Genomic DNA, 22,198 nt, shown 5'->3' with positions numbered 1-22,198 from the left:
CTAATCATACTTTATGATGGCTATGGTAGGAATGGCCGTCAACTTAAACCGCCAGAAGCGAGCCATTCACCGTTAAAGTAACTTTCCCGTATGATGTTCTTTTTATGGAATGAGTTGTTCACACTCCTCTTTAAGAGCCGCCCTGGAACGAGATCGACAGACTTTGCTTAATGAAGAGCGTAATTGATGTTCATCAACCCCATCAGCGACAAACTGACCAATTTTCTTTTCAAGACGCTGCATTGCCTCATAAAGCTTGGCATCAGTATTATTTTTAAGAAACCTCAGTATATAATCAGCAATAATTTGAACAGGAGTAAAGTTACACATCATGTATCCTTAATAAGTTGTGTAAAAATAAAACCATAAAAAACATAATCAGAAGTAGATTATTATACTTGAGTAAGCTTTTCAGCTAACAAGCTGGAGAAGCAGATTCCGGTAAATTACTACATATTTGATAAAAGTTACTGAATAAAAAAGCCCAGCGTACCGGGCTTTCATTCAATTTGATTCTAAGAATCTGACTCGCCGCCTGATTTTTATACCAAGAAGAGCGAACAAAACGCCAACGAATGCGACGGGACTACCTACTTTAAGACAATTAACCGACGCTTTTGAAAAGGTATGTGATTTAGACATACGTTTTTGCTCATAACGAATCGCAAGTGGTGAGACGGATTTATCTAAAGCTGTCTTTTCCAATGCATAACGAACTTTCACGGGAATATTTGACTGTAATACACCAGACATATACGCCCTAACAACATTCTGTGTTAACTTCACATCTGGCTTGCCGAGTTTTATATGTAGTTGCGCCTTTAAATAGTTTACAGATACCTCTTCGCCTGAGGGCCAATTACTATCATTTAAATATGCGACAAGTTTATCGTATTTTTCATGTTTTACATATTTCTTGATAACCTTTACAGTCGAAGCTGAAGTGGCATCAGTCTCTTCCGAACCTAAAGCAGATGTAAAAACTGACAAGCCGATAAGAAAAGCGCCAGCAATTAGAAGCATCGGGAATATCTCACCTATTTCCTCCCCCTTTAAAATTTTAAAGGCAGTTGAAGAAACTACTAATAGCCCCATAATCCCTAATAGCAACTTAGAATATGTAGTTAGGAAGCCTCCAAATGCATCGCCAAAATCCGAAACCACTAACTTATCTTCACCTTCAGATGAATTGAAGAATGACAAGGGCACATCAATATCAAAGTCCAGAACTGAAGGTGAGAGGTGTAATGACAGCAACCACAAGCAAAGACCAAAAATCATTATCAGCAGGCCCGCACCAAATATCGCGAAACCTGAATTTCTAATCTTTATAGACCGGTGAAAAAGAAATGACAGTTCACGGGAAAAATCGTCACTACTCTTAAGGTTACGCACCATGATCTACCCCTTTTTGTGTCAGTCGGGTGCGCAAATTCTCACGCATGGCAAGAACCTGTTTTTCTGTTTCCCTGAGCTTAATAGCCCCTTCTCTCTGGATTTTAACAACATCGCCAACCGTCTGGATAAGCGTATCCTGCACCTCTTTAAGGGTGCTTATATCAATAACCAGCCGTTGGTTTGCTTTCATAGTTTCTACTGCATTGCGATGCAGTAATTTTGCATTACTACGGAGTAACTCATTGTTGGCATTATCGATATCATTGGCAAGATTTACAGCGTTACGCTGTCCATTTAGAGAAATGGCTAACAGAAACTGACGCTTGAAATTAGGGACAGTAACCTCTTTGACGCTATGAAACTTGTCGATAAGACTTTGGTTATTTGCCTGTATAATCCGTACCATTGGCAATACTTGCATAGCAGACTGCTGAGAAACAACTAAATCGCCAATACGTTTTTCTAAATTAGCAATTAGCGTATCCAGATCAGATACTTCCTGGAACTTAGCAGGATTGTTACCAACATTAGCTCTGAGATTTTCTGCTTTTAATTGTAATTCTCCCAGCCTTAATTTACCGGCAGCAATATGTACACCTGTTAAGTGGTGTTCTTTAACGACTTCATCAAACATTTGCTGGAGCGAAATATTATTAGAACCGAGGCTATTCTGTGTAACTGAAACCTCTGAAACCAGAGCATCGATTTGTTCACGAGTTGATTCAAACTGTGCGGCGAAATTCTTCCCACGGGTGCGGATTTTATCCAACAAAGGGCCAATAACTGGCAGATTTGAACGACTTTCAGTTAAGTTCGAGATGTTTACATTTCTTGCAAGGTTGATAATTTCAGTTAATTTGCTCCCGGCTTCGTCTAAATCTTTATTGCGAATTTGCTCAAGCAGGCTATCCGCATAATTAGCAGTGTTTTCCCCCATTGCCCGGCCAAAACGATAAACTGTTCCTGGATCATCGGCATTAATGCATTCCGCGACGGCTTTAATCTCTTGTTCATCTTGCTCATTCAGCCCGAACTTTTCCAGTTCAGCGGAAGTCAAAGTAAAAGCAACAACCTCAGTTTTGGTGGTCAAATTATTAATCATTTTTGGAATCCCTCTAAATTTTGTCGCAGGCTTTTTAGAAGAGCCTCGTGGGCCTGATTAGCTTTTCTAACAATCGTAGGGTCAGTGTTATTTACTGATAACAGCGAAAGTGTGTGTTGCCGCCATACTGGAACCAGGACTTTTATAGTTTCGTTAAAGCGGTCAGCAATATCTATACAAGTCCCGCGAGTGATTTCCATCTGCATGGCGGCCATTTCATGAGACGCAAGCAGTGTTGCCAGGTTAGCTAAACGTCTGGCAAATCTTTCCCTCGGTTTATCGAAGACAAGGCTTAGATCGTCACTATTTTTTTCTTCGGTAGAATCCCTAAGGAACTCATGGCCTGCCTGGATAAAAATTTTAAGGCGTTTGATTTCTGACACATATGTTTCAAGCAGCTCTTCTAAAGCCAGTAGCGTCTCATTCACATGTGTCAGATATCCGTTCCCCTCATTAATAAGATTTTCCACCTTCTCACGTGCGTGTTGGTAACGAACGCGCTTTTCAAGGTGTTTGCCCGTAAAGCGGGAAAACCAGGATGGATTGCTACTGATAGAACGTGGATCTGCCTCCGCTAAGGCACTTACGATACGGTTCAAGGCTCCTGATAAAGCGGTAACTGCGTCTTTCTCCAGAAGATTTGAATACTTATCCATAGCCTTCGAAGATAAAGCCGAGTCGCCGTAATGGCTTATTGCCCCAGCATTAAGCAGAAGACCGGGTATAAATTCTTCTTTGAGTTCTGCTATCGATATGTTGCTGCTGTCAGTTGAAACGTTCATTTTTGCCTCAAAATGGTTATCCATGACAGCCTATCATTTACCGTTCTGCTGATTTTTCGGTTAAAGCGCCAAAACCTGGGTTTATCCGTTTTCGAGGCAAAAAAATAGAATCTGATCCTCACGTAACCCTTTGCCATTCTGATTAAAGGAGAAGTCCCCTACTGTCTGTGCACTGAATTCAGCACTGGATGAAGTTAGGACATGAAGTGCACATAGATCCCCTGCTTGACCTACCAATCACCGCCTTCAATGTTTAGATCTGGTGACCTTACAGCGACCATTTCTCTAACCGGATGGTCATTGTTGTCGTGGCTGCTCCCCAACAGCAGGCTTACCGTTCCGCTGGCAGAGTAATACATCGCGTCAGGAAAGTGCTCCCTGACCTCCTAAAGCAATTTGTTCATGCTGTTAGTTAAACGATAAAAGCGTCGGGCTGCGTTCGGCATAGCTTCTTCCAGGAGGTCAGAAGCATCAATCTCACGGCCGTTTATAACGCGGAGAATATCTTGCTCATCCATAGGTTACTCCCAGGCAATAAATCAAAGTGGCCAGGCAAAAGGAGACTCGCCTGGCATCAAAAAGAATAAAAGGTCGTTACGAACTGATAATGATGGCCTGGTCAGTTTGAGGAAGTCGGTTTCCTCTGATGAATGCTGGATGGCTTAAACGAGCAGATGACATGGTCATCGCCAGAAATGTCTCTTCACGCGAACGCAGCAATTCCCCCCATGAATAGGTTTCCCATACGTCGTGGGAAAGATCGGATTCCTTTATGTACCTTGACTGCATTGTTGGTTCAAAATCGACGGGAGCTAGACTGTCATAGGATGGATGTACACGGTACCCCAATTCTTCCTCCCTCTGATGGTATGCATGTGCCAAAAGGACATCATGGGAGACCAAGTCATAGTCTTTGTCCTGAACGAGCGTTTTTACGGTATGACTAATTTTTCCAAAGCCTTCAATTTCCCAGATTGTTATCATTGTGAACTCAGTTAAAGTCCGTGGGCTTTTTACCAGAAAGCCATTTAATGCACGTCGCCCCTTCAACATGACAACGTGGTAGGACTTGTTGGGATAAGGTTTCATTGCCACCAGCGAATCAGCTTTAAGCTCAAGTGACAATTCAGGTACAGAAACTGACACGAGAGTACACTTGTTTTTCATATGGTGAAGAATACGGGGCACAAGATGCAGATACATCATTTTCTCCTTTGAAGGATATACCAGGCAGCTCCTCAGCAGCATCAAAATATTTAAATCACTCTTTAATTAGTAAACCACTGCTGATTAACTTCTTTTATGTTTCACAGAAATTATTCGTTTTGTTTCTGTTCGTTATACTGCTCAAACCAGAAGACGACCGGTTTTTCTACAATATGAAGCAACCCAAAACGTTCTGCGGTACGGAAATTCACGCTATATGCGCGAGCCCGTTCAACCTGTTTGGTAATTTCTTTTCTCATTCCTTCAACACTAAAAGCTCCTTTAAAAAGGTTGCAGGGGGCGCATGATGGAAATAAGTTTTCTATAGCATGCAGTTCAGGGTGCATAACCTTACCCGTACTTCGGGCAACATGAGTTACGCCGCTGCCGACAGGGGCTCTCACCAGTTCAAAGTCGCGTCGAACAGGCTCAACATGATCGGCATGCCACCCTTTTTCAGGAAGCTTGCAACCACAATAGGCACAACGCCCCCCAAATTTCATTCGCAGCTCAGCTCGCTGTATTTTAGAGATCTTATTTTTAGGTTTTGAGAACCTACCATCAGGTGATTCAGCTTTGGATAACTTTGCTGAGGGCTCAGGTAATTCAACTAAATTCCCGTTGATATTTATCACCTTGACCATATCATTTTCCGCCTTTACTAAGCTCACGGGCACAGGAACTGGCTTAAGTAACCGCTAAAGATAACAGCCACTGACTGCATCTACCCAGACCTTCTGTTTATACTCAATAGGCCACCCCTCTTTATCTGCCCGGATGACGCAATCATTTACCGTGGTGCGTGACCGGATACGAACATCAAGCGGAAGCGAATCGTTATCCACACGAGCCTGTGCCTCATTTAAAATGCGTAAAAACATCTCTTTGGTCATTCAGATACCCCCTCAACTTTGCGAATTTTGATCAGATGAGGGCGACTCAGTTTACAAAGTTGTTCTGTCGCTTCATCAATCGAATTGAACCGATGAGCCTCTTCGATATTTAAAGTCCAGTATTTCGCTTTCCCTTCTCCCAGATCGGACTCAAAATAATTTCGCTTTACATCCATTTTTTTAGGCCTGCCATTTATCTTGACGACATTATGTCTGTCATCAAAAAGAAATTCGTCCCCCTCAAAAGTGATTAATACAAATGGCCCCTCAGGCTTGGAAGTCCGGGAACTTTCCATTTTCAAAGTCATACTTCAGCCTCTCGATAGAACTCATGAAACGTCAAATTAAAATGGACTCACACCACACTGATTCAGTATTCCTCCTGAACCCCATTAGGCTCTGTTGTGATTTCATATTTAATTCCGCCAGGTGCTCCCACAGCGTCCGCGACCGACTCACACAGCAGCGAGAGATCGTTGAGGGTCATTGGGTGTTCAATGTCCAGCGTGAAGAGTTTCCCGGCTTGCTTGGCGGCTGTCTTGTCAGCATGTTCGGCATTAAAAAGGTATACGGTGTGTTTTTCCTGAGCGGGTGTATTTTGATTTTGCATTGATGATCCTTTTGTTTAGTTCCCCGATTCCGGGGGTGAGTGAATTAATTTAAATTTATATTCGTCTGGTTTAATTAGAACGTTTCCACGCTATGCGTAAACAGGTAATGCAAGGGCTGTATCAACAGGATTAAAGTTACTTTTCTGGATGCAGCAACGCTTGGACATGATGTCCACATTACATCACGATCAAAGCTAAGTTTTTTTTGTATAACCCCTCCATTTTCGTGTGTTTCGCGTTTCAGACGCTTATACGACCTGCTTGACCATCCTCATCAGAAGGCGGTTTAACAGTCCTTTCGCTGTCGGGCGATTGCTATCGACATAGTAAAAACCTGTTTTGGTCGTACCGTGAGCACTGCTCAGCACCCTCAGTTCCCAGATAACGTCACGGATAACGCCGCCATTTTCTGGCTTAAGGCATTCAGATAAATGGCGCATGAAACGAGCTCTTACGGCACGGTAATAGCGGAACTCCTCTGGCTGGTTAGTATTTTCTTTCACCCGGAGTCGCTGGTTACACAGAGTTAGAACTGCATCCATCATTCCCGCCTTCAGCTTCGCCTGGATCGCACCTTGTTGCTGTTCCCTCTCACCTTCGAGTAACGTTAAAATTCTTTCTCCGAGTGCCGTCTTGTTGTGTACGTGCAACTGAACACAGGCAGCTACGCATGCCCAGAATCTGAACTTTTTTATCTGTCCACGCAATTTCCGGGCTACAACCTGACGGTATGCAGAATCACTGAGTATTTTAAAACGCCGACTGGCAACCAGCTCTGGAAGCGACACTCTGTCGCCTATCCCCAGGCGGGAAAAGGTTTGTCCCCGTTGTGCGAGACGATGATAGACAGCGCCCTTGCCTTTTGAAATTCGGACCGCGCCATAACGAAGAAGATACTGAGCAGCAGTCGTTGGAGTAAACTCACCGTCAGCGATGCGCTGGCGTAACCCGTCGTATTCATGCCAGATAATCCAGGACGCCGTATCTTCTTCAACAGTCAGCTCATCCTCTTCCTCGAATGCCACGACGACAGAACTGCTCTCTCCGGTCTTTAGGCTACGTGAAGCCCTGGGGTCAGCCTGCCCGTCAAAATAGGTCATCAGCGGCAACGTATCAGTCAGTCCATCATAAGCTGTACCGAACCGGCCTCCGGGCAGTTTCATCCAGAGTGGAGCTGGCATTGGTGTACGGGGCACAGGCTGCATGTCAGGCTCATCCTCAAGAAGGTCCAGATCGGCCTCTTCCCAGACCCTGCGATAGATCTCAATTGCCCGAAACGGGCGAGGGTTGAAACAGTGCAACGACCAGAGGAAATCAACGTGGATCACGTTTGCTTCCTGTACAAGCCGAAATTGTGGCTCAGCCATACGACGGTTATAAGCCGTATCGTCAACCTCGCCGGAAAGTAGCTTTCTGCGATGCTCTGCCGCACGTCTTGCTTCAACATAATCAAGGCTGCAACAGGCATGAAAAAGACGTTCAGTCAGGGACGAAGAAAAGATATTGGGTTGAAGACGCACATATCCGCCTTCGAACACTTTACGACCGATATAATCCCGCAGGCTCCAGTCGTACTGGATCTTAGAAAGAAATCGCTGAAGACGACTCAGGCCAGCCTGATAACCGTATTTCTCCGGGTCAGTTCGAAGGAGCGTTTCCATTGAATGGTCAACCCCTACTGCTGTGCAAAAGGAGCACCCTATAATTCTGATCATTTAGAAATTTTTTTGCGTTTAAAATCAATGAATTGAAAGATTTCATTTTTCTAAGTCTGATAAAACAGATGAAAACCCAACTGACTATACTCATAAAACTCAATCTTTGCGCTGCTGTACGATACCAGTAATTACAGGTGCCGAGTTTAACATCATGAAAAGTAGCCCAATAATGAATGACGCAACGCCAGCTGCGGTGCCTAACTTCTGACTGAACACCATTGAAACAAAGTACATATTTGGGATAAAAACGGACATAGCAATCACGAAAAGTAACTTATTCAGATAATTATTTATTCGGGTCTTAACCTCAACTCTATCATAAAAAGCCATCGAAACGTAAGCAGTTATCAGTGAATAAAAAGACCATGTCATATAGTTAACCGATTCATTAAATGCCTCTCGCAAAAGCAAAGCACTTTCTGTCATTCCCTACCTCATTAAATCAATAGAAAATAAATCTGAATAATTTATTTTTAAAAGAAAAGAACACAACATAACTTCAGTAGTTATGATTAATCCCTGAATGATTATTTCTTAGCAAGATATAACATGCTTAATGTATATCAGGCAATAAAAAAACTCCCAAAGACCACCGCTGTGGTCTTCAGGTATAGGATTTAAAGAACGAACTCAGTCCGGAAACGTATCACTATCTTCTGTAACGTCCGCTTTCTCTGGTAACATTCTGTTTTTAATATACTGTGAATTCCTGCAGATGAGAGGAAAAATCTCCGAGTTATTCATTATACAACTCGTTGCCGTACGGGCGTCCTCCGGAGACCATGATGAAAATGAAAACGTCTGACGGTCAAGCCATTGAGACAATAATACATTATCAACAGAAGCGCTAAACAGCGCCGCAATAGCCCTGCGTTCAACGGCCTTCTCAGGTTCAATAAACGACAACTCATTATGAAAACGGGTAATAATCGCAATACGGCTGTCAATACGAATATGTCTTTCAAGTAAGACATCGTGCAACTCATCAAGTACAGTCTCTCTCTGGGTATCGTCGAGGCAAGACCACAGAAAATGAATGTTCTCGGCATTTGTGACAACGTCTGGCTCTGCATCACGGAACCATGATGCAAAGATACCCACACTACCTTCCATCCGGATATGCTGCCCCTGAAGTTGCATTTGTTCAAGGATAAAGCGCATGTTCACAGGAAGAACCGTAAAACACTCAATAAGCCTTTCAGAAGAACTAAATACTCCACATGCCAGGGCGTTCAGCTTTTTCTTCAAAATATCAAACTGCTCACCTGACTGATATACGTCATGGAGAAATACTGGACCCATAGCATTCACATCAGACTCAATTATTTTCTCTGACAGTGCTTTTTGACGCTCTCGCACAAATATTAAAAGAGAGGTTGCATTTGTAGCTTCTTTGATGACGTCATACTGACCTTTAACAAAGCTCAGGACAGGTATATTCACCAGAAGACCTAAATCAACAATCCTGCCAACAGCATTTTTGATGTACGGCAGAACATTTTTATCCTTAAGTGCTATAAAGATACTCTCGGCAGTACGTAGATAACGAAGATATGCAGCCAAAGCCAGGTCAAACCGTTCCTCACCAATATGTTCACTGTACGACTCGATACCGGCATAGTTACCATGGAGCACCATGTGAGCAACAGCCTGTGCAGCAAATTCCGCAGGGAAGAGATTCCTCGTCGCCGTATTATTAAGATAATATTGATTTAAAACATTATTATTCCAGTCCGGGCTCAGAACAATTTTTCTGAAATGGATAACGTCCTCAACAACCTGACGATTTTTAAGCGTCATTATTGCAGAGCTAACCTGAGCCCCACCTGTACCATCATTCTTTCCAATTACGTTCTGTACCGCCTTCGATGCAATATTGATATGCCGGATAATTCCCGGATTAAAAAGGTCTATCTGAGGTTGCTCAGCTCCATAGCGTAACATCTCCTCCCGACCGTGATTTCCGATATCTAGTGTGCCAATTTTCAGGTTTGACAAGGTCTCTTCATTATTGACAAGGTATTCCACATAAAATACGCCATCTACAAAATTCTCCATTTTATTCAGTAGTGATTCACCGGCCAGAACAGAGTATGAATCAGCTTCCTGCAGCAACGTCTTCGTGGATTCAGCCTCCAATTTTTCTGAATCCTGAATTTCATCAAGTTTACTCACAATAAACGATATTTGCCTTTCGACGAAAGGCTCTAGGCTTATCCGCCCGTCAGCCATCAGTTTCTGCAGACTCAATACGAAACCTTCATCATTCTTTTCTCTGAGTGAAACAGCATAACTCTGATTCAGCATTTGCACTGCGACTTTGAGTTGCGGTTCGGCGAGAGCCTGACACTTCTCATCCATCCGGCTATAAGAAACCAGCCAGTCTCGCATCTGAATATGTGGTGCCACTCGCTGCCATGCTTCAGCGAAACCCCACAAGGCCGTCAGTTCTTCAAGCCGTGGGATATTTATAGCACCAATCGCGTCTTTAAGAGGCGTATCAAGCAACTCGCTCCTGGCAAGCTCCACCGTGGACTGATAGTGGATGCTCATCAGAAATTCGCTCCATCTTTCTGTATCGTTATTAAAAATTCGGGATATTTGTTGATAAGTTAGCGAGAGCATCTCGTCAAAATCATCCGGAGCAATACCGGGTTCGGTCTGACTAGCTTTGGGATCGCGAAGTAATACTTTAATATCTCGCTCCCCGTATCTGACCACCAGTAAGTAGAGAGCAATAAGAATATGGCGATGATCTTCTGTTGCAGGAACGGTAAGGTTCAGAATATGAATATCATTAACAAACTTCTTCATTAATCGCGGTGTGATACGAGGATACTCAGAGGGTTTCCAGCGCTCAAGCAACACCGTTGCTTCCCGGCACGCTATCCCTGCATCCTCATTTACTGTTTCTTTCCAGTACTGCCTTAACGCTTCCTGCCATCCTGCCGAAATAAGAGGAGGAACCTGAAAACTTACAGGAATCCGCTTTGCAATAAACTCACGCCCGCTGAAACCCGCCACAGAAAGTGAGGCTGAAACCTGTCTTGCCGAATAGGGCACCACTATCCTGAAGTGTTCATGAGTGGCTCCGGCAATAAGCTCCATATCACTCCAGAGCTCTTTCACTTTGTCTGCACTGATTCGGTCCAGATTATCAATGATAAGGATGAAGCGATCTCCATGGGAAATGACCTCTTTGGAGGTAAATCCCTGCAGAGCTTCAGCCAGCTCAATAGCTCCGACCTCCTTATTAACTAGCCAAGTCTCTTCAATCCTGTCAGTACTGTTGCGTTTGAACAAATCACCAATACTCGAATACCCTTTCTTTCTGTACCATTCCATGTTCTGCAGGCATGCCAGTCCTGCGACCATAATGGCAGGAGAAAGAAACGCGGCCACCTCAACATAAAAAAGCCACCCTAATAATGACTCCTTGTTAGTAAAATATTGATTAAGGTCTGTTAGCACATAACGAAGCATCTGCACGGAAAGCAATGACAGTAAAATAAAAACGACGGTCAACCAGCTTAGCCTGCTGCTGACCCTCTTGTCGTATTCAACGATGTTACCCAGAGCCAGATTTTTATACTTATCCAACACATCCCGGGAGCCCGGACATTGTAGGCTGACCCCGTGGTGGATGACATCGATAAGCGCTTTTTTAGTTGAGCCATGATGGTAACGTTCTGCATCAAAGTTAATGAACGTAAAATCATCTTTAAGCTTTTTCTGCAGGAACTTCAATATTGTTGACTTACCTGAACCCAGCTCACCTTCCAGACCAATAATATTGACATCAGGTGTCCTGATGATCTGAGCCACATTCTCTGCAACTTTTTCATGACTGCTGCCTCTAAACATATCCTGGTCAGCGGGTGATTCCGTCTGCAATCGTAGAGTCATTCAGCAATTTCCTTCGTTATAACGTAAGATTCTTTCACTATTAGACACAGTACAGAGCCCACAGCAACCAAATGACTGCAGCCGGGGCAGTTTAGTTTTAAGCATGCATAAGCCGATTTCGATGGAATCCCTTTCACACAATAATATTGAATTGAAGCAATGAAAACATTAATGTGTTTGTTGTGACTAGCTGCAGGGGCCTGGAAGAAATTCCAAAGCCTGACAAACCGGAACAGGGCTTGCTCTGCTCCGGTTTTATCCAGTTCATCTTGAAGCCCTTGTTTTTGTTACATATCCCTGCTCACTCTTTCAGCCATTGTTAAGCTTCTTGTGTGTAATCTGCGAATAATACGGATGCAAAATTGATGCAATGGATTATACATACCTACAGCGCACGTTACGCTGAGCTGAATCGAATTTCAGAGAACGTTCTTCGCTATTACCCTGCCCAGCCAGTTGAACACATTTTATCATCCGGCCCCGAGAGTGACATGTTCTCTGCCTGGTACAGCCTTCATCAGAGTCAAACTAGACGTTATTTACAGGCAAAAGAAGACAGCTACAGAGCTTAAGTCTGACATTATTCGTGGCTGTGTCTGCCTTCGGAGTTTTCAGCTTATCCCGATAACAGCGGTTTTGAAAAATTGACGTTTTTTACACCGGTACATTGCCCGAACGCAATCTCCCCCGTAGCGAAATACCGCCCCGCAGAAAATCGTCCATGCTCGGCATGCCCCTGGAACATCAGCATCTTTTCAATAAAGGTTTTACAGCCTATAGTCTGTATAACACAAAATACACCTTACCTGCTGTATTACAGGGCGGTACTCCCTACTCAGTCTGCGAGGCAGGTCACTTATGAATAATCAGTTCCCGATAAAAACGCTGAACCAGCTCAGACCTGTGCTAATCGGGTTTCGCAAAATCAAGGGCTTCACGCAAAAAGATGTGTCTGAGAGGCTTGGCGTAACGCAGCAAACCTATGCCCGCCTGGAAGCAAACCCTGCTAGCGCCAGTATTGATCGTCTGTACAAGGTATTCAGTATTCTGGGCGTAGAAATAACGCTGTCATCTATTTCCCCTTCACCCTTCATTTCCCACACAGAGATGAGGGGGGCATTTGACAGCACTCCCGCCAGACGGGAGAAATGGTGACTATTAGAAGTTTGCTAGTTTTGTCGAATGACGCCAACTACATGTCCGCATCCATCGAGTAGTGGCTTCAAGCCACGATTGTCACTGCCTCCGCTGCCTTTTTCCAGTAACTCTCTCCTTTTAATTCTAATATTTAGGGGTGTCAACGCAAAGCAGAAACGGCACCTTCTTTGCGAGACAGAAATGACCTGTGATTGCCTGGCCGATTTATGGCAGCTAAGTGCGAGAAGCGGATATAGCGAATTCGCCATTGTACGGGATTAGCAGGTTTACTGAAGCAACCTGCGATGGCGTTATGGCAATAGTCAGTCCCCTGTCCAGTCGGCATAGGTGGCCACCTCGTCACCGCCGGGGATAAACTGATTGAAGCCTCCGCGCAAAATCACTTATTCTTTTCCGTTAATAAAATGCAGGAGCAAAGTCATGACTGGCGAAATTCGTGGGCGAGGCAGGCCACGAAAAACAGAGAGTACCTATACAGGGTAAGGGTGCCAACTTACTGACGCCCTTCTAAGAGTCAAGCTGTTATCGGGATACTGTTGATCCGCCTGTTTTGATTGCGCAGTAACGTGTAAACTTCGCGGGAGATATATCGCTTTAGACAGCGTATCGCTTCCATTTTTGTATGTCCTTCGGCTACACGCCTGGCGACATATTCCTTTGTTTTTGCGTCAGTTCGTAAGCGTCCGATGGCGATGATGTGAAGTGCACTATTTGCAGCACGATCTCCACCACGATTAAGTCGGTAACGGTTCGTTTTTCCAGAAGAAACGGGGACCGGGCTGACACCACACAGTGCCGCAAATCCTGATTCTGATCTTAACCGTTGAGGATTGTCTCCGGCAGTGATCAGCAACTGTGAAGCGCTTTCGTATCCGATAGCATTACGTTTAATCAGCTCAGGTGCCAACTCGTCGACAATTGCCGCAATCATGACATCCAGATCAGCGATTTCGTCATGTAACTCGAGATAGCGTCGGGCAAGGGACTTTAATGAAATGCGATAAACGTTGGTTACATTGCGGTATTCACTGGCATCAGGTCTCCAGGAACCCAGGGTCCTGATGAGCTGCATGCGCGTCATATTTCTGAGCTGTTCACGTAATTCATCCGGGGCAGAGATAATATTTGAATGGATAATCTAGAGAGCGACTCTGCGGGCTGATATTGCTGTTTTTCGGCAAGTTTTTAATACCCGCAGGGACTCAATCATGCCATCACGCGTTTTGGGAGTAACTGTCCTGATGCCTGAGAATGCTGCATGAGCGGCACATTCAGCATCAATTGTGTCACTTTTACCCCGTTTGCGTCGCTCCATCCGGTCTGGAGCAGTCACCTCAAGAACTTCTAACCCGGCGTTCTGAAAATAACGAAGCAAACCGGAACCATAGGTACCTGTGCACTCAACACCAATTCGCTTTAATGTCCCAAACGAGGTCATCCATGCCAGCATCTGCCGGTAACCTTGTCGTGTTGTGGAGAAATACTGAGTCCCAAGGACTTTATTGTTCTGATCTACGACAGCGGCAACGTGCAAATCTTTATGTGTATCCACGCCACCCACAACGGCAGCTTCGGTAACTTTATCAACCATGACAGAGCTCCTGTGAGGAAACAGAGTTGAATCTCCAGACAGATAACCCGGACAGGACAGTAACGAGACAAGCCGTCAGGCCCTTCTTGAGTCACGCGCATCGGTGAGGAGATGCCTCGCATGAAGGCGCTTCCGGCAACCGACGGGTCCAGGGCAGGACACAAAAGGTCGATCGCTGTGTGAGTCAGGATGCGGGAAGGTCTTCACTGCATCAGTAATCACACCAATCTGGTTAAACGGCAAACTAAGTGGTGGTAAAGACTGACATCGGCATTATTACTATCGCTGTGGAACATCACCCCGACGGGCTTACCACGGGTTTCCCATGCCATTTCCAGTGCTTTCATGGTGAGCCTGCTGTCCGGCGAGAACGACATGGCCCAGCCCACTGGTTTTCTTGCGAACAGGTCGAGAACAACGGCGAGGTACGCCCAGCGCTTACCCGTCCAGATATAGGTCACATCACCGCACCACACCTGATTTGGTTCCGTTACGGCGAACTGTCGCTCAAGATGATTCGGGATAGCAACGTGCTCATGACCGCCACGCTTATACCGGTGAGTCGGCTGCTGGCAACTGACCAGCCCCAGCTCTTTCATGAGTCTGCCAGCAAGCCAGCGCCCCATCTGGTAACCTCTCTGGGTTGCCATTGTGGCGATGCTTCTTGCTCCGGCAGAGCCGTGGCTGATGCCATGCAGTTCAAGTACCTGACTGCGTAATACAGCCCGTCTGCCGTCTGGCTTTTCAGGACGGTTTTTCCAGTATTTGTAGCTGCTGCGATGAACCCCGAACACATGGCAGAGAGTGGCCACAGGATAACGCGCCCTGAGTTTCCCGATTATCGAGAACTGTTCAGGGAGTCTGACATCAAGAGCGCGGTAGCCTTTTTTAATATTTCATTTTCCATTTCAATACGTTGTAGCTTTTTCCTGAGCTCACGGATTTCAATTTGTTCCGGGGTAATGGGGGAGGCTTTTGGTGTTTTGCCCTGCCGTTCATCACGTAATTGTTTCACCCATCGCGTCATTGTGGAAAGGCCGACATCCATAGCGCTGGCTGCATCTGCCACGGTGTAGTTCTGGTCAACGACCAGTTGAGCGGATTCGCGTTTAAACTCTGCGCTGAAATTTCTTTTTTTCATTATGACACCTGTGTTGTTCTGAGGTGAGCATATCACCTCTGTTCAGGTGGCCAAATTCAGTAAACCACTTCATATCAGCCTGGAGCCTGTGTTGCCCGGTTGGCGCGGGATAATGGAATTAATGACAATCTGCTGTTTACCTGGCGCCAGCGTTACAGACATCTTCTGCCCGATGAAATACAACGGTCAATCAGAGAGCAAGACTCTGTTATCCCCGTTGTCCTGCCTGATATGGTCCTGTCACACCATGCTGAGCCGCACTATGAACCCGCCGCTCCAGCCTGCCGCGAGGCCATGACATGCGAGGTGACTGTCGGCGGTGCCAGCCTGCGTCTGTCCGGGGATTTATCACCTGCACTTCTGAAAACGCTGATCCGCGAGCTGAGCGGGAGGAGCCGATGATACCCTTACCGTCAGGCACTCGTATCTGGCTGGTTGCCGGGGTCACCGATATGCGTAAGTCCTTCAATGGTCTGGGCGAACTGGTCCAGCATGTTCTTGATGACAATCCGTTCTCCGGCCACCTGTTTATCTTCCGTGGTCGTAAAGGTGACACCGTGAGGATCCTCTGGGCTGATGCTGACGGTCTGTGTCTGTTTACCAAACGTCTGGAAGAGGGACAGTTCGTCTGGCCTGCTGTACGCGACGGCAAAATCGCCATCACCCGCTCACAACTCGCCATGCTCCTCGATAAGCTGGACTGGCGGAAACCTAAAACTGCACGCCTTAACTCACTGACGATGTTGTAAAAAGCGCATGACCGCATTATAAATGGGGTCATGAGTCAGGACTATCTCGCCCGTATCGCTGCGCTGGAAGACGCGCTTCGCCAGAAAGACAGCCAGCTCAGTCTCGTTGCTGAGACTGAGTCGTTCCTGCGTTCAGCGCTGGCCCGCGCAGAAGAGAAAATAGAGAACGAAGAGCGTGAAATAGAACATCTGCGGGCTCAGATAGAAAAACTGCGCCGAATGCTGTTCGGTACCCGTTCAGAAAAGCTACGCCGGCAGGTCGAAGAAGCCGAAGCCCTGCTGAAACAGCAGGAGCAGCAAAGCGATCGTTACAACGGCCGGGACAATGATCAGCAGGTTCCGCGTCAGTTGCGCCAGTCCCGTCATCGTCGCCCGTTACCGGAACATCTTCCCCGCGAAATAAACAGACTGGAGCCAGCTGAAACCAGCTGTCCTGGTTGCGGTAGTGATATGGCCTATCTCAGCGAAGTCAGCGCGGAGCAACTGGAGCTGGTCTCCAGCGCCCTGAAAGTGATCCGCACGGTCAGGGTGAAAAAGGCCTGTACCCGATGCGACTGCGTCGTTGAAGCGCCAGCGCCCTCACGTCCTATCGACCGGGGCATCGCCGGGCCGGGTCTGCTGGCCCGCGTGTTAACGGCCAAATACTGTGAACACCTGCCGCTGTATCGCCAGTGCGAAATCTTTGCCCGTCAGGGTGTGGATCTGAGTCGTGCGCTGCTCTCCAACTGGGTGGATGCGTGCTGCCGGTTAATGGCCCCGCTGGATGAAGCCCTCTACCACTACGTGATGGACTGCCGCAAACTGCATACGGATGACACTCCGGTGCCCGTGCTGGCGCCGGGCAGAAAGAAGACGAAAACCGGGCGTATCTGGACATATGTCCGTGATAACAGAAGCGCGGGTTCATCAGATCCGCCAGCGGCATGGTTCGCCTTCTCACCGGACCGACAGGGGAAACACCCTCAGCAACATCTTCGGCACTATCATGGCGTGCTGCAGGCAGATGCCTTCGCAGGGTACGACAGGTTGTTCAGCGCAGAGCGTGAAGGTGGCCCGTTGACAGAAGCGGCATGCTGGGCTCATGCGCGGCGCAAAATCCATGACGTCTATATCAGCACCCGGACGGCCACAGCAGAGGAGGCTCTGAAGCGCATCAGTGAGTTATACGCGATAGAAGAGGAAATACGCGGCCTTCCGGCATCTCAGCGGCTGGCCGCCAGACGGTCCCGAAGTTAACCGTTGCTGATATCCCTGCATGACTGGTTGGTGGAGAAAAGTGCCACTCTGTCGAAAAAATCCCGGTTAGGCGAGGCGTTCGCTTATGCACTGAACCAGTGGGATGCCCTGTGTTACTACTGCGATGATGGTCTGGCAGAGCCGGATAATAACGCTGCTGAGCGCGCGCTACGAGCGGTCTGTCTGGGCAAGAAAAACTACATCTTCTTCGGCAGTGATCATGGTGGTGAACGTGGTGCCCTGCTGTATGGTCTGATCGGAACGTGCAGGCTGAACGGTATCGATCCAGAGGGTTACCTTCGCCATATCCTGAGCGTATTGCCGGAGTGGCCCATCAACAAAGTGGCCGAACTGCTGCCATGGAACGTAGATCTCACCAATAAATAGCCGTCAATACGGCGCTCACTTAACGCTTACGTTCACCTGAGGTGTTTTTGTAGTTATCTGGCGTTACGTGACAGTGTTGGTCAGATACTTCCACCTCTTCAGAGTTAAAGTTTGATATATGGGAAAAAAACGCTCCCGGACGGGAGCGTAAGCCAGTGACTTCGGCGTCAAATGAGGGTCTGACAAGTGGAGCTGCGGGTTAATTCTGGGTGATCTGGCTGCGATGCTTTTCAGCCTGCTGCTGATGAATAACGGAAGATAGACCATTATTCGCCTTCTCATGCACAACAGCGGCTTTCTCATGCTCGTTCATTTCGGAAAATGGCTTAGCAGTTTCTTGGGTGTTCTCAGGTTTGGATTTCATCATTTTTTTATGCATTTCAGCCATGTCCTGATGGGCAGCAGAATTGCCGTTTTGCATCATTTCATGGGACATTGCGGCCTGATCGTGACCGCTCATATCCATCATTTTCATGCTCTCCCCCTGAACTGCACTTTTTTCAGCGGATGATTGCATCTGATGGGCAGGCGCCTGGGCATTATTTACCTGGTCATGCATGTTCATTGTCTCTGCAGCCCAGGCAGATGAAGCGACAGCCATCATGGCAATAAAGGATACAAGGATCTTTTTCATGGTTGGGTCTCCGGTGTTTTCATACCCGAACAATCAATGCTTATAACAGAGAAAGCATTTGATCTCAGGGCTGGTTGATCATCACGCCAGGAACCGGGCGATTGAATTATCACGCTGCCCTGATTTATGGCTGATTATAAAAAACCGCCTCTGTTTATCGCGTGACTGAACGATGACATTTTTGTCACCTTCCGGGTTTCTCCTGAATAACGGTATTAATCCATTAACAGACGCACACTGAACACAATTTCCCGCCCCTGCTGTTCTGCTGACAGCTCGCCGCCGTGAGCATGAATGATCGACCTTGTAATTGATAATCCCAGCCCCGCGCCTTCCGTGTTGTAGAACCTTGATGAGTCTGCGCGATAGAACCGGTCAAACAAACGTTCCAGATTAGCGGGAACCTGGCCGGACATCGTATTCGTAATCATCACGTTCACACAGTCACTGTCACGCTCAAGGTGTATCGCTGTACAGGTGTTATCGGGAGAATACTTGATTGCATTGGAAAGCAGGTTACTGAAAGCACGTCGGAGCATATCGCTGTCTCCGGCAACAACGCCCTCTCCTTCAACCGTGATTGTCTTTCCTGTTTCGTCTGCCAGGGGCTCGAACAACTCACGTAATTCATTCAGTTCGGCTGCCAGATCCACATCATGTTTATCCAGCCGCAGCAGACCATGCTCTGAACGTGCCAGAAAAAGCATGTCACTGGTCATTCGTGACAACCTTTTCAGTTCTTCCAGGTTAGCGTATAAAATTTCGCGGTAATGCGAAACATCCCTTTCCTTAGCCAGTGCAAACTGCGTCTGCATCATCAGATTACTGACTGGTGTGCGCAGCTCATGCGCGATGTCAGACGAGAAATCTGACAGTTTCCGGAATGCCCCCTCCAGGCGATCAAACATATTATTGAACTCCTGCATGGTCTCAGAGATTTCCGGCGGAGCCAGATCGGGATTTAGACGCTGATCCAGGCTGTGTACGGTCATGGAGGAAGCCAGACTGGTCATTTCCCGTAGCGGTTTCAGACCAATACGTGTGGTCAGCCAGCCCAGAAAAACAGAAATAAAGACCAGACCGATATTGAACCAGAACAGCCAGGTACTGAGTTTGTCCATAAACAGGGTGTGATACCCAGTATCCGTGGCAACCGTAATGATGACATGTTTGCTTTTACCCTGTTCCGGCGTCACGGCAACCCGCCGCGAGATACTGCGGTACACGGTGTTATTTTCTTCCGTCTGGATCATATAGTCGAGAATATCACCCGACTTATTAAGCAGGACCGCTGGAACAACAGAATTTTTGGCATAGAGTTCAACAATTTTTTCATTTTCCATGTTTTTTATAGAAATGAATAAGCCATTGTGCCCCACCATCGCATCGTTTATTTTTTCTGATAATGACTTAATATCCGTTTTGTTCCTGAACGTCTCTGTTTTAAGAAACTCTTCGGTGAGCTGAAGTTTACCTGTCAGAAAATCGCGGTCCTGATTATCGAAATAGCCATTCAGGGTGCTAATCAGGATAAAACTTGATAACCACCATACCGTAAGCATCACCGCAGAAAAAATCAGGCTCAGGCGTGTGGTCAGGGAAATTTTGAACCTCACTCTTCTCTGATCTCCAGGACATATCCGGCACCGCGAACGGTATGGATCAGTTTTGGCTCAAAGTCATCATCAATTTTACTTCTCAGACGTCTCACGGCGACATCAATCACATTCGTATCACTGTCAAAATTCATGTTCCAGACCAGGGACGAGATAAGACTCCTGGGTAACACTTCTCCGGTGCGTTGCAGCAGCAACTCAAGCAGAACGTATTCTTTACCGGTGAGATGGATCTTCTTCCCCGAACGGATCACGGTCCGGCGCACCATATCAACGGTCATATCGGCGATGGTGCAGACTGTTGCGGCCTGCGAGCGTGCCCGGCGCAGTAGGGTTCTTACACGTGCAACCAGCTCCGTAAAATCAAAGGGCTTAATCAGGTAGTCATCTGCGCCAAGCTCCAGTCCTTTCACTTTGTCCCGCACGTTGTCCTTTGCGGTTAAAAACAGGACCGGTTCTTCGTGCCCGGACTCCCTCAGTGCGCTGATGATTTGCCACCCGTCGAGGAAAGGCAGCATCACGTCCAGTATTATCAAATCATACTGTCCCTTCGACGCGGCCCCGAGACCATCGCGGCCATTATTAAAGAGATCGGCCTGATAGCCTTCCTCAACCAGTCCCTGCTGCAGGTAACGACCTGTTTTTTGTTCGTCTTCAACGATTAAAATACGCTGCATGGTCAACTCGCTGATATGAAAGTAAAAATCTCACGCATAAGCTTTGGCTGTCCCCTAGCTGATCTGAGACGGAGCAAGCATTCCAAGCCACGCTACGGCGCCCAGAATGATAATCGCAACAACGAATTCTGTCAGGATGCTGTTTCGCATCAGGGCAACGCTGCGATCATAATTCCCTTCCCTGACCATAACTTCAAGCCGGGGACCCAGGTGAAACCGGTTTGCTGCAGCCAGAAGAAGCATCAGAACAAACAGAGCCGTCTTGGCAAGCAATATCCTCCCCCAGGAACTGTTGAATAAGGGAGTTAAGTTACCCTCAGCAATATACAGATAGTTGACCAGCGCACTCAGGATCAGGGCTACAACAATCACCGTTCCTGCCGTGGCAAATTTTGCCAGGGAGTCAGATATCACAATGACGCTCTGTGCATTATGCTCGTTTCTGCGCATCAGCAGGATAGCAAATGCAACCAGAGCACCTGTCCAGGCACCTGCAGCGCCGAGATGGGTCAGATCGCTCAGTAAATGGAGATAGTAATGCAGACCGTCATGCATAACGGCGTGTCCTCCCCAGGCAAGTGTAGCCAGCGCCACGCCCCCACTCATCGTCATCAGCAGGCAGGACAATACTCTCTTATTAGTGTAAAGGAACAAAGCACCGAGTGTGGTAAACAGGGCACAGAGCCTGACAATCCAGCTAATACCCACATCAGTTTCTTCTATCACCATCTCGATAACATGGATGGATAATTCTCTGAGGTCAGTTACTCCACTCATGGCATTAGATACCAGGAGCATATTAATGCCAGTAAGAATGATGCCTGTAACAACAGCAAAGGTTATAAACGACCTGAAATTAGTCAGGTTATAGGTTTCATGTCTGACACCGCTTATTCCATATATCTGAAAAAATGGCAATCCAAATATTACCATCAAATCCAGATAAAGAAGAAAACGAATAACAATCATAATCAGGTCGTTCATAATATTACTTCACTGTAAAGGTGTAATTACCGGTAATAGGGTGCGTATCTGAAGAAACCGCGCGCCAGTCAACACGATAAGTGCCAGCGGGTAAAGGCTCTCGCGGAATAATGACCATCGATTTAGGGTCAGCGCCTGGCGCCACTTTTGCCGCGACCGGCATCGGAGAATGTGATGACATGCCTTTCATACCCGTCATCGTTAATTTTGCACCTGAGAATTTCACGGTCAGATTTTCCGAGAAATTAAGCTGAATCTTTTCCGGGGCCGCTACGGCTGAATCAGCCTGTGGCACAGAGCTTTTTAATTCCGGATGGGCCATAGCAGAGAAAGCAACGCCCATAACGAGGCCACCTGTAAGAATGGCTTTATTTAAAATCGACATTTTATTTACCTGTTTAGTTGAGTG

General features: G+C 46.7%; 19 protein-coding genes and 4 pseudogenes. 4 read left to right on the top strand and 19 right to left on the bottom strand.

Annotated elements, in window-relative coordinates; translation table 11 throughout:
* Positions 1–102 precede the first annotated feature (102 nt).
* The 12 genes from H2Z33_RS09070 to H2Z33_RS09015 form a co-directional block, all read right to left on the bottom strand.
* Positions 103–330, bottom strand: a complete 228-nt coding sequence (locus H2Z33_RS09070; RefSeq protein WP_000336109.1) for a hypothetical protein — start codon at positions 328–330, stop codon at positions 103–105.
* A gap of 174 nt (positions 331–504) precedes the next feature.
* A complete protein-coding gene (locus H2Z33_RS09065) occupies positions 505–1,398 on the bottom strand; it encodes a hypothetical protein (protein ID WP_000252081.1) in 894 nt (297 codons plus the stop codon).
* Entirely contained in the window at positions 1,388–2,500 is a 1,113-nt protein-coding gene (locus tag H2Z33_RS09060; RefSeq protein ID WP_000609386.1) for a toxic anion resistance protein, read from the bottom strand. Before H2Z33_RS09060 ends, H2Z33_RS09065 begins: the two co-directional genes overlap by 11 nt.
* Positions 2,497–3,306, bottom strand: coding sequence for a toxic anion resistance protein (locus tag H2Z33_RS09055; protein ID WP_000368643.1), 810 nt, complete (start codon positions 3,304–3,306; stop codon positions 2,497–2,499). The genes H2Z33_RS09060 and H2Z33_RS09055 overlap by 4 nt, the downstream gene beginning before the upstream one ends.
* Positions 3,307–3,876: 570 nt before the next feature.
* On the bottom strand, positions 3,877–4,488 hold the full coding sequence (locus tag H2Z33_RS09050; protein WP_001371923.1) for a DUF6012 family protein: 612 nt from the start codon (positions 4,486–4,488) through the stop codon (positions 3,877–3,879).
* Between the two features lie 110 nt (positions 4,489–4,598).
* Positions 4,599–5,132 (bottom strand): HNH endonuclease, encoded by a 534-nt coding sequence (locus H2Z33_RS09045; RefSeq protein ID WP_000241452.1) that lies wholly within the window; start codon positions 5,130–5,132, stop codon positions 4,599–4,601.
* Positions 5,133–5,186: 54 nt separating this feature from the next.
* Positions 5,187–5,381, bottom strand: coding sequence for a hypothetical protein (locus H2Z33_RS09040; protein ID WP_000159617.1), 195 nt, complete (start codon positions 5,379–5,381; stop codon positions 5,187–5,189).
* Complete coding sequence (locus tag H2Z33_RS09035; RefSeq protein WP_000172888.1) at positions 5,378–5,689, bottom strand: hypothetical protein; 312 nt, start codon at positions 5,687–5,689, stop codon at positions 5,378–5,380. Before H2Z33_RS09035 ends, H2Z33_RS09040 begins: the two co-directional genes overlap by 4 nt.
* A 62-nt stretch (positions 5,690–5,751) precedes the next feature.
* Positions 5,752–5,991: a hypothetical protein gene (locus H2Z33_RS09030; RefSeq protein WP_001180999.1), complete on the bottom strand. Its 240-nt coding sequence runs from the start codon at positions 5,989–5,991 to the stop codon at positions 5,752–5,754.
* Positions 5,992–6,240: 249 nt separating this feature from the next.
* Positions 6,241–7,653, bottom strand: coding sequence for a hypothetical protein (locus H2Z33_RS09025; RefSeq protein WP_022646499.1), 1,413 nt, complete (start codon positions 7,651–7,653; stop codon positions 6,241–6,243).
* 153 nt (positions 7,654–7,806) lie between these two features.
* Positions 7,807–8,136, bottom strand: a complete 330-nt coding sequence (locus H2Z33_RS09020) for a hypothetical protein (RefSeq protein WP_000140246.1) — start codon at positions 8,134–8,136, stop codon at positions 7,807–7,809.
* A 204-nt stretch (positions 8,137–8,340) separates the two neighbouring features.
* Positions 8,341–11,616 (bottom strand): P-loop NTPase fold protein, encoded by a 3,276-nt coding sequence (locus H2Z33_RS09015; protein ID WP_021242119.1) that lies wholly within the window; start codon positions 11,614–11,616, stop codon positions 8,341–8,343.
* An 858-nt stretch (positions 11,617–12,474) separates the two neighbouring features.
* On the opposite strand from H2Z33_RS09015, the gene H2Z33_RS09010 reads away from it, so the two are divergent.
* The gene (locus tag H2Z33_RS09010; RefSeq protein WP_017384073.1) at positions 12,475–12,771 is read left to right on the top strand and encodes a helix-turn-helix transcriptional regulator; all 297 of its coding nucleotides are present in this window, start codon (positions 12,475–12,477) and stop codon (positions 12,769–12,771) included.
* Positions 12,772–13,288: 517 nt separating this feature from the next.
* Here H2Z33_RS09010 and H2Z33_RS09005 read toward each other — a convergent pair.
* Both H2Z33_RS09005 and H2Z33_RS09000 read right to left on the bottom strand, forming a co-directional pair.
* Positions 13,289–14,365, bottom strand: a pseudogene (locus H2Z33_RS09005) (IS110 family transposase).
* Positions 14,366–14,637: 272 nt separating this feature from the next.
* A pseudogene (locus H2Z33_RS09000) lies at positions 14,638–15,506 on the bottom strand (IS3 family transposase); the annotation flags it as partial.
* Positions 15,507–15,587: 81 nt separating this feature from the next.
* On the opposite strand from H2Z33_RS09000, the pseudogene H2Z33_RS23570 reads away from it, so the two are divergent.
* From H2Z33_RS23570 to tnpC, 3 genes and pseudogenes are all read left to right on the top strand, one after another.
* Positions 15,588–15,908 (top strand): annotated as a pseudogene (locus tag H2Z33_RS23570) (IS66 family insertion sequence element accessory protein TnpB); the annotation flags it as partial.
* Positions 15,905–16,255 carry an IS66 family insertion sequence element accessory protein TnpB gene (gene tnpB, locus H2Z33_RS08990; protein ID WP_016151369.1) on the top strand — a complete coding sequence of 117 codons (351 nt, stop codon included), beginning with the start codon at positions 15,905–15,907 and terminating at the stop codon, positions 16,253–16,255. The pseudogene H2Z33_RS23570 and the gene tnpB, both read left to right, overlap by 4 nt.
* 30 nt (positions 16,256–16,285) lie before the next feature.
* Positions 16,286–17,878: pseudogene (gene tnpC / locus H2Z33_RS08985) on the top strand (IS66 family transposase).
* 199 nt (positions 17,879–18,077) lie between these two features.
* Here the strand turns inward: tnpC and H2Z33_RS08980 are convergent.
* The 5 genes from H2Z33_RS08980 to pcoC form a co-directional block, all read right to left on the bottom strand.
* Complete coding sequence (locus H2Z33_RS08980) at positions 18,078–18,512, bottom strand: hypothetical protein (protein WP_016151366.1); 435 nt, start codon at positions 18,510–18,512, stop codon at positions 18,078–18,080.
* Positions 18,513–18,727: 215 nt separating this feature from the next.
* Entirely contained in the window at positions 18,728–20,128 is a 1,401-nt protein-coding gene (pcoS, locus tag H2Z33_RS08975) for a copper resistance membrane spanning protein PcoS (protein WP_021242123.1), read from the bottom strand.
* On the bottom strand, positions 20,125–20,805 hold the full coding sequence (gene pcoR / locus H2Z33_RS08970) for a copper response regulator transcription factor PcoR (RefSeq protein WP_001188930.1): 681 nt from the start codon (positions 20,803–20,805) through the stop codon (positions 20,125–20,127). The genes pcoS and pcoR overlap by 4 nt, the downstream gene beginning before the upstream one ends.
* Positions 20,806–20,859: 54 nt before the next feature.
* The gene (gene pcoD / locus H2Z33_RS08965) at positions 20,860–21,738 is read right to left on the bottom strand and encodes a copper resistance inner membrane protein PcoD (RefSeq protein WP_080821469.1); all 879 of its coding nucleotides are present in this window, start codon (positions 21,736–21,738) and stop codon (positions 20,860–20,862) included.
* Positions 21,739–21,793: 55 nt separating this feature from the next.
* Positions 21,794–22,174, bottom strand: coding sequence for a copper resistance system metallochaperone PcoC (gene pcoC, locus H2Z33_RS08960; protein ID WP_000025662.1), 381 nt, complete (start codon positions 22,172–22,174; stop codon positions 21,794–21,796).
* Positions 22,175–22,198 lie beyond the last annotated feature (24 nt).

Source organism: Enterobacter sp. YSU (assembly GCF_016082135.1).
Classification (GTDB): Bacteria; Pseudomonadota; Gammaproteobacteria; order Enterobacterales; family Enterobacteriaceae; genus Enterobacter; species Enterobacter hormaechei_C.
The sequence above is the reverse complement of the archived record's forward strand: the minus strand, read 5'-3'. Positions and strand labels throughout refer to the sequence as shown.

Excerpts from the sequence above, each read along its gene's own strand:
- H2Z33_RS09065 (WP_000252081.1), bottom strand. The coding sequence starts at position 1,398 with ATGGTGCGTAACCTTAAGAGTAGTGACGATTTTTCCCGTGAACTGTCA.
- H2Z33_RS09020 (WP_000140246.1), bottom strand. The coding sequence starts at position 8,136 with ATGACAGAAAGTGCTTTGCTTTTGCGAGAGGCATTTAATGAATCGGTT.
- H2Z33_RS09035 (WP_000172888.1), bottom strand. The coding sequence starts at position 5,689 with ATGACTTTGAAAATGGAAAGTTCCCGGACTTCCAAGCCTGAGGGGCCA.
- pcoR (WP_001188930.1), bottom strand. The coding sequence starts at position 20,805 with ATGCAGCGTATTTTAATCGTTGAAGACGAACAAAAAACAGGTCGTTAC.
- H2Z33_RS09055 (WP_000368643.1), bottom strand. The coding sequence starts at position 3,306 with ATGGATAACCATTTTGAGGCAAAAATGAACGTTTCAACTGACAGCAGC.
- H2Z33_RS09040 (WP_000159617.1), bottom strand. The coding sequence starts at position 5,381 with ATGACCAAAGAGATGTTTTTACGCATTTTAAATGAGGCACAGGCTCGT.
- H2Z33_RS09070 (WP_000336109.1), bottom strand. The coding sequence starts at position 330 with ATGTGTAACTTTACTCCTGTTCAAATTATTGCTGATTATATACTGAGG.
- H2Z33_RS09025 (WP_022646499.1), bottom strand. The coding sequence starts at position 7,653 with ATGGAAACGCTCCTTCGAACTGACCCGGAGAAATACGGTTATCAGGCT.
- pcoD (WP_080821469.1), bottom strand. The coding sequence starts at position 21,738 with ATGGTAATATTTGGATTGCCATTTTTTCAGATATATGGAATAAGCGGT.
- H2Z33_RS09015 (WP_021242119.1), bottom strand. The coding sequence starts at position 11,616 with ATGACTCTACGATTGCAGACGGAATCACCCGCTGACCAGGATATGTTT.
- H2Z33_RS08980 (WP_016151366.1), bottom strand. The coding sequence starts at position 18,512 with ATGAAAAAGATCCTTGTATCCTTTATTGCCATGATGGCTGTCGCTTCA.
- tnpB (WP_016151369.1), top strand. The coding sequence starts at position 15,905 with ATGATACCCTTACCGTCAGGCACTCGTATCTGGCTGGTTGCCGGGGTC.
- H2Z33_RS09010 (WP_017384073.1), top strand. The coding sequence starts at position 12,475 with ATGAATAATCAGTTCCCGATAAAAACGCTGAACCAGCTCAGACCTGTG.
- H2Z33_RS09050 (WP_001371923.1), bottom strand. The coding sequence starts at position 4,488 with ATGATGTATCTGCATCTTGTGCCCCGTATTCTTCACCATATGAAAAAC.
- pcoC (WP_000025662.1), bottom strand. The coding sequence starts at position 22,174 with ATGTCGATTTTAAATAAAGCCATTCTTACAGGTGGCCTCGTTATGGGC.
- H2Z33_RS09045 (WP_000241452.1), bottom strand. The coding sequence starts at position 5,132 with ATGGTCAAGGTGATAAATATCAACGGGAATTTAGTTGAATTACCTGAG.
- H2Z33_RS09030 (WP_001180999.1), bottom strand. The coding sequence starts at position 5,991 with ATGCAAAATCAAAATACACCCGCTCAGGAAAAACACACCGTATACCTT.
- H2Z33_RS09060 (WP_000609386.1), bottom strand. The coding sequence starts at position 2,500 with ATGATTAATAATTTGACCACCAAAACTGAGGTTGTTGCTTTTACTTTG.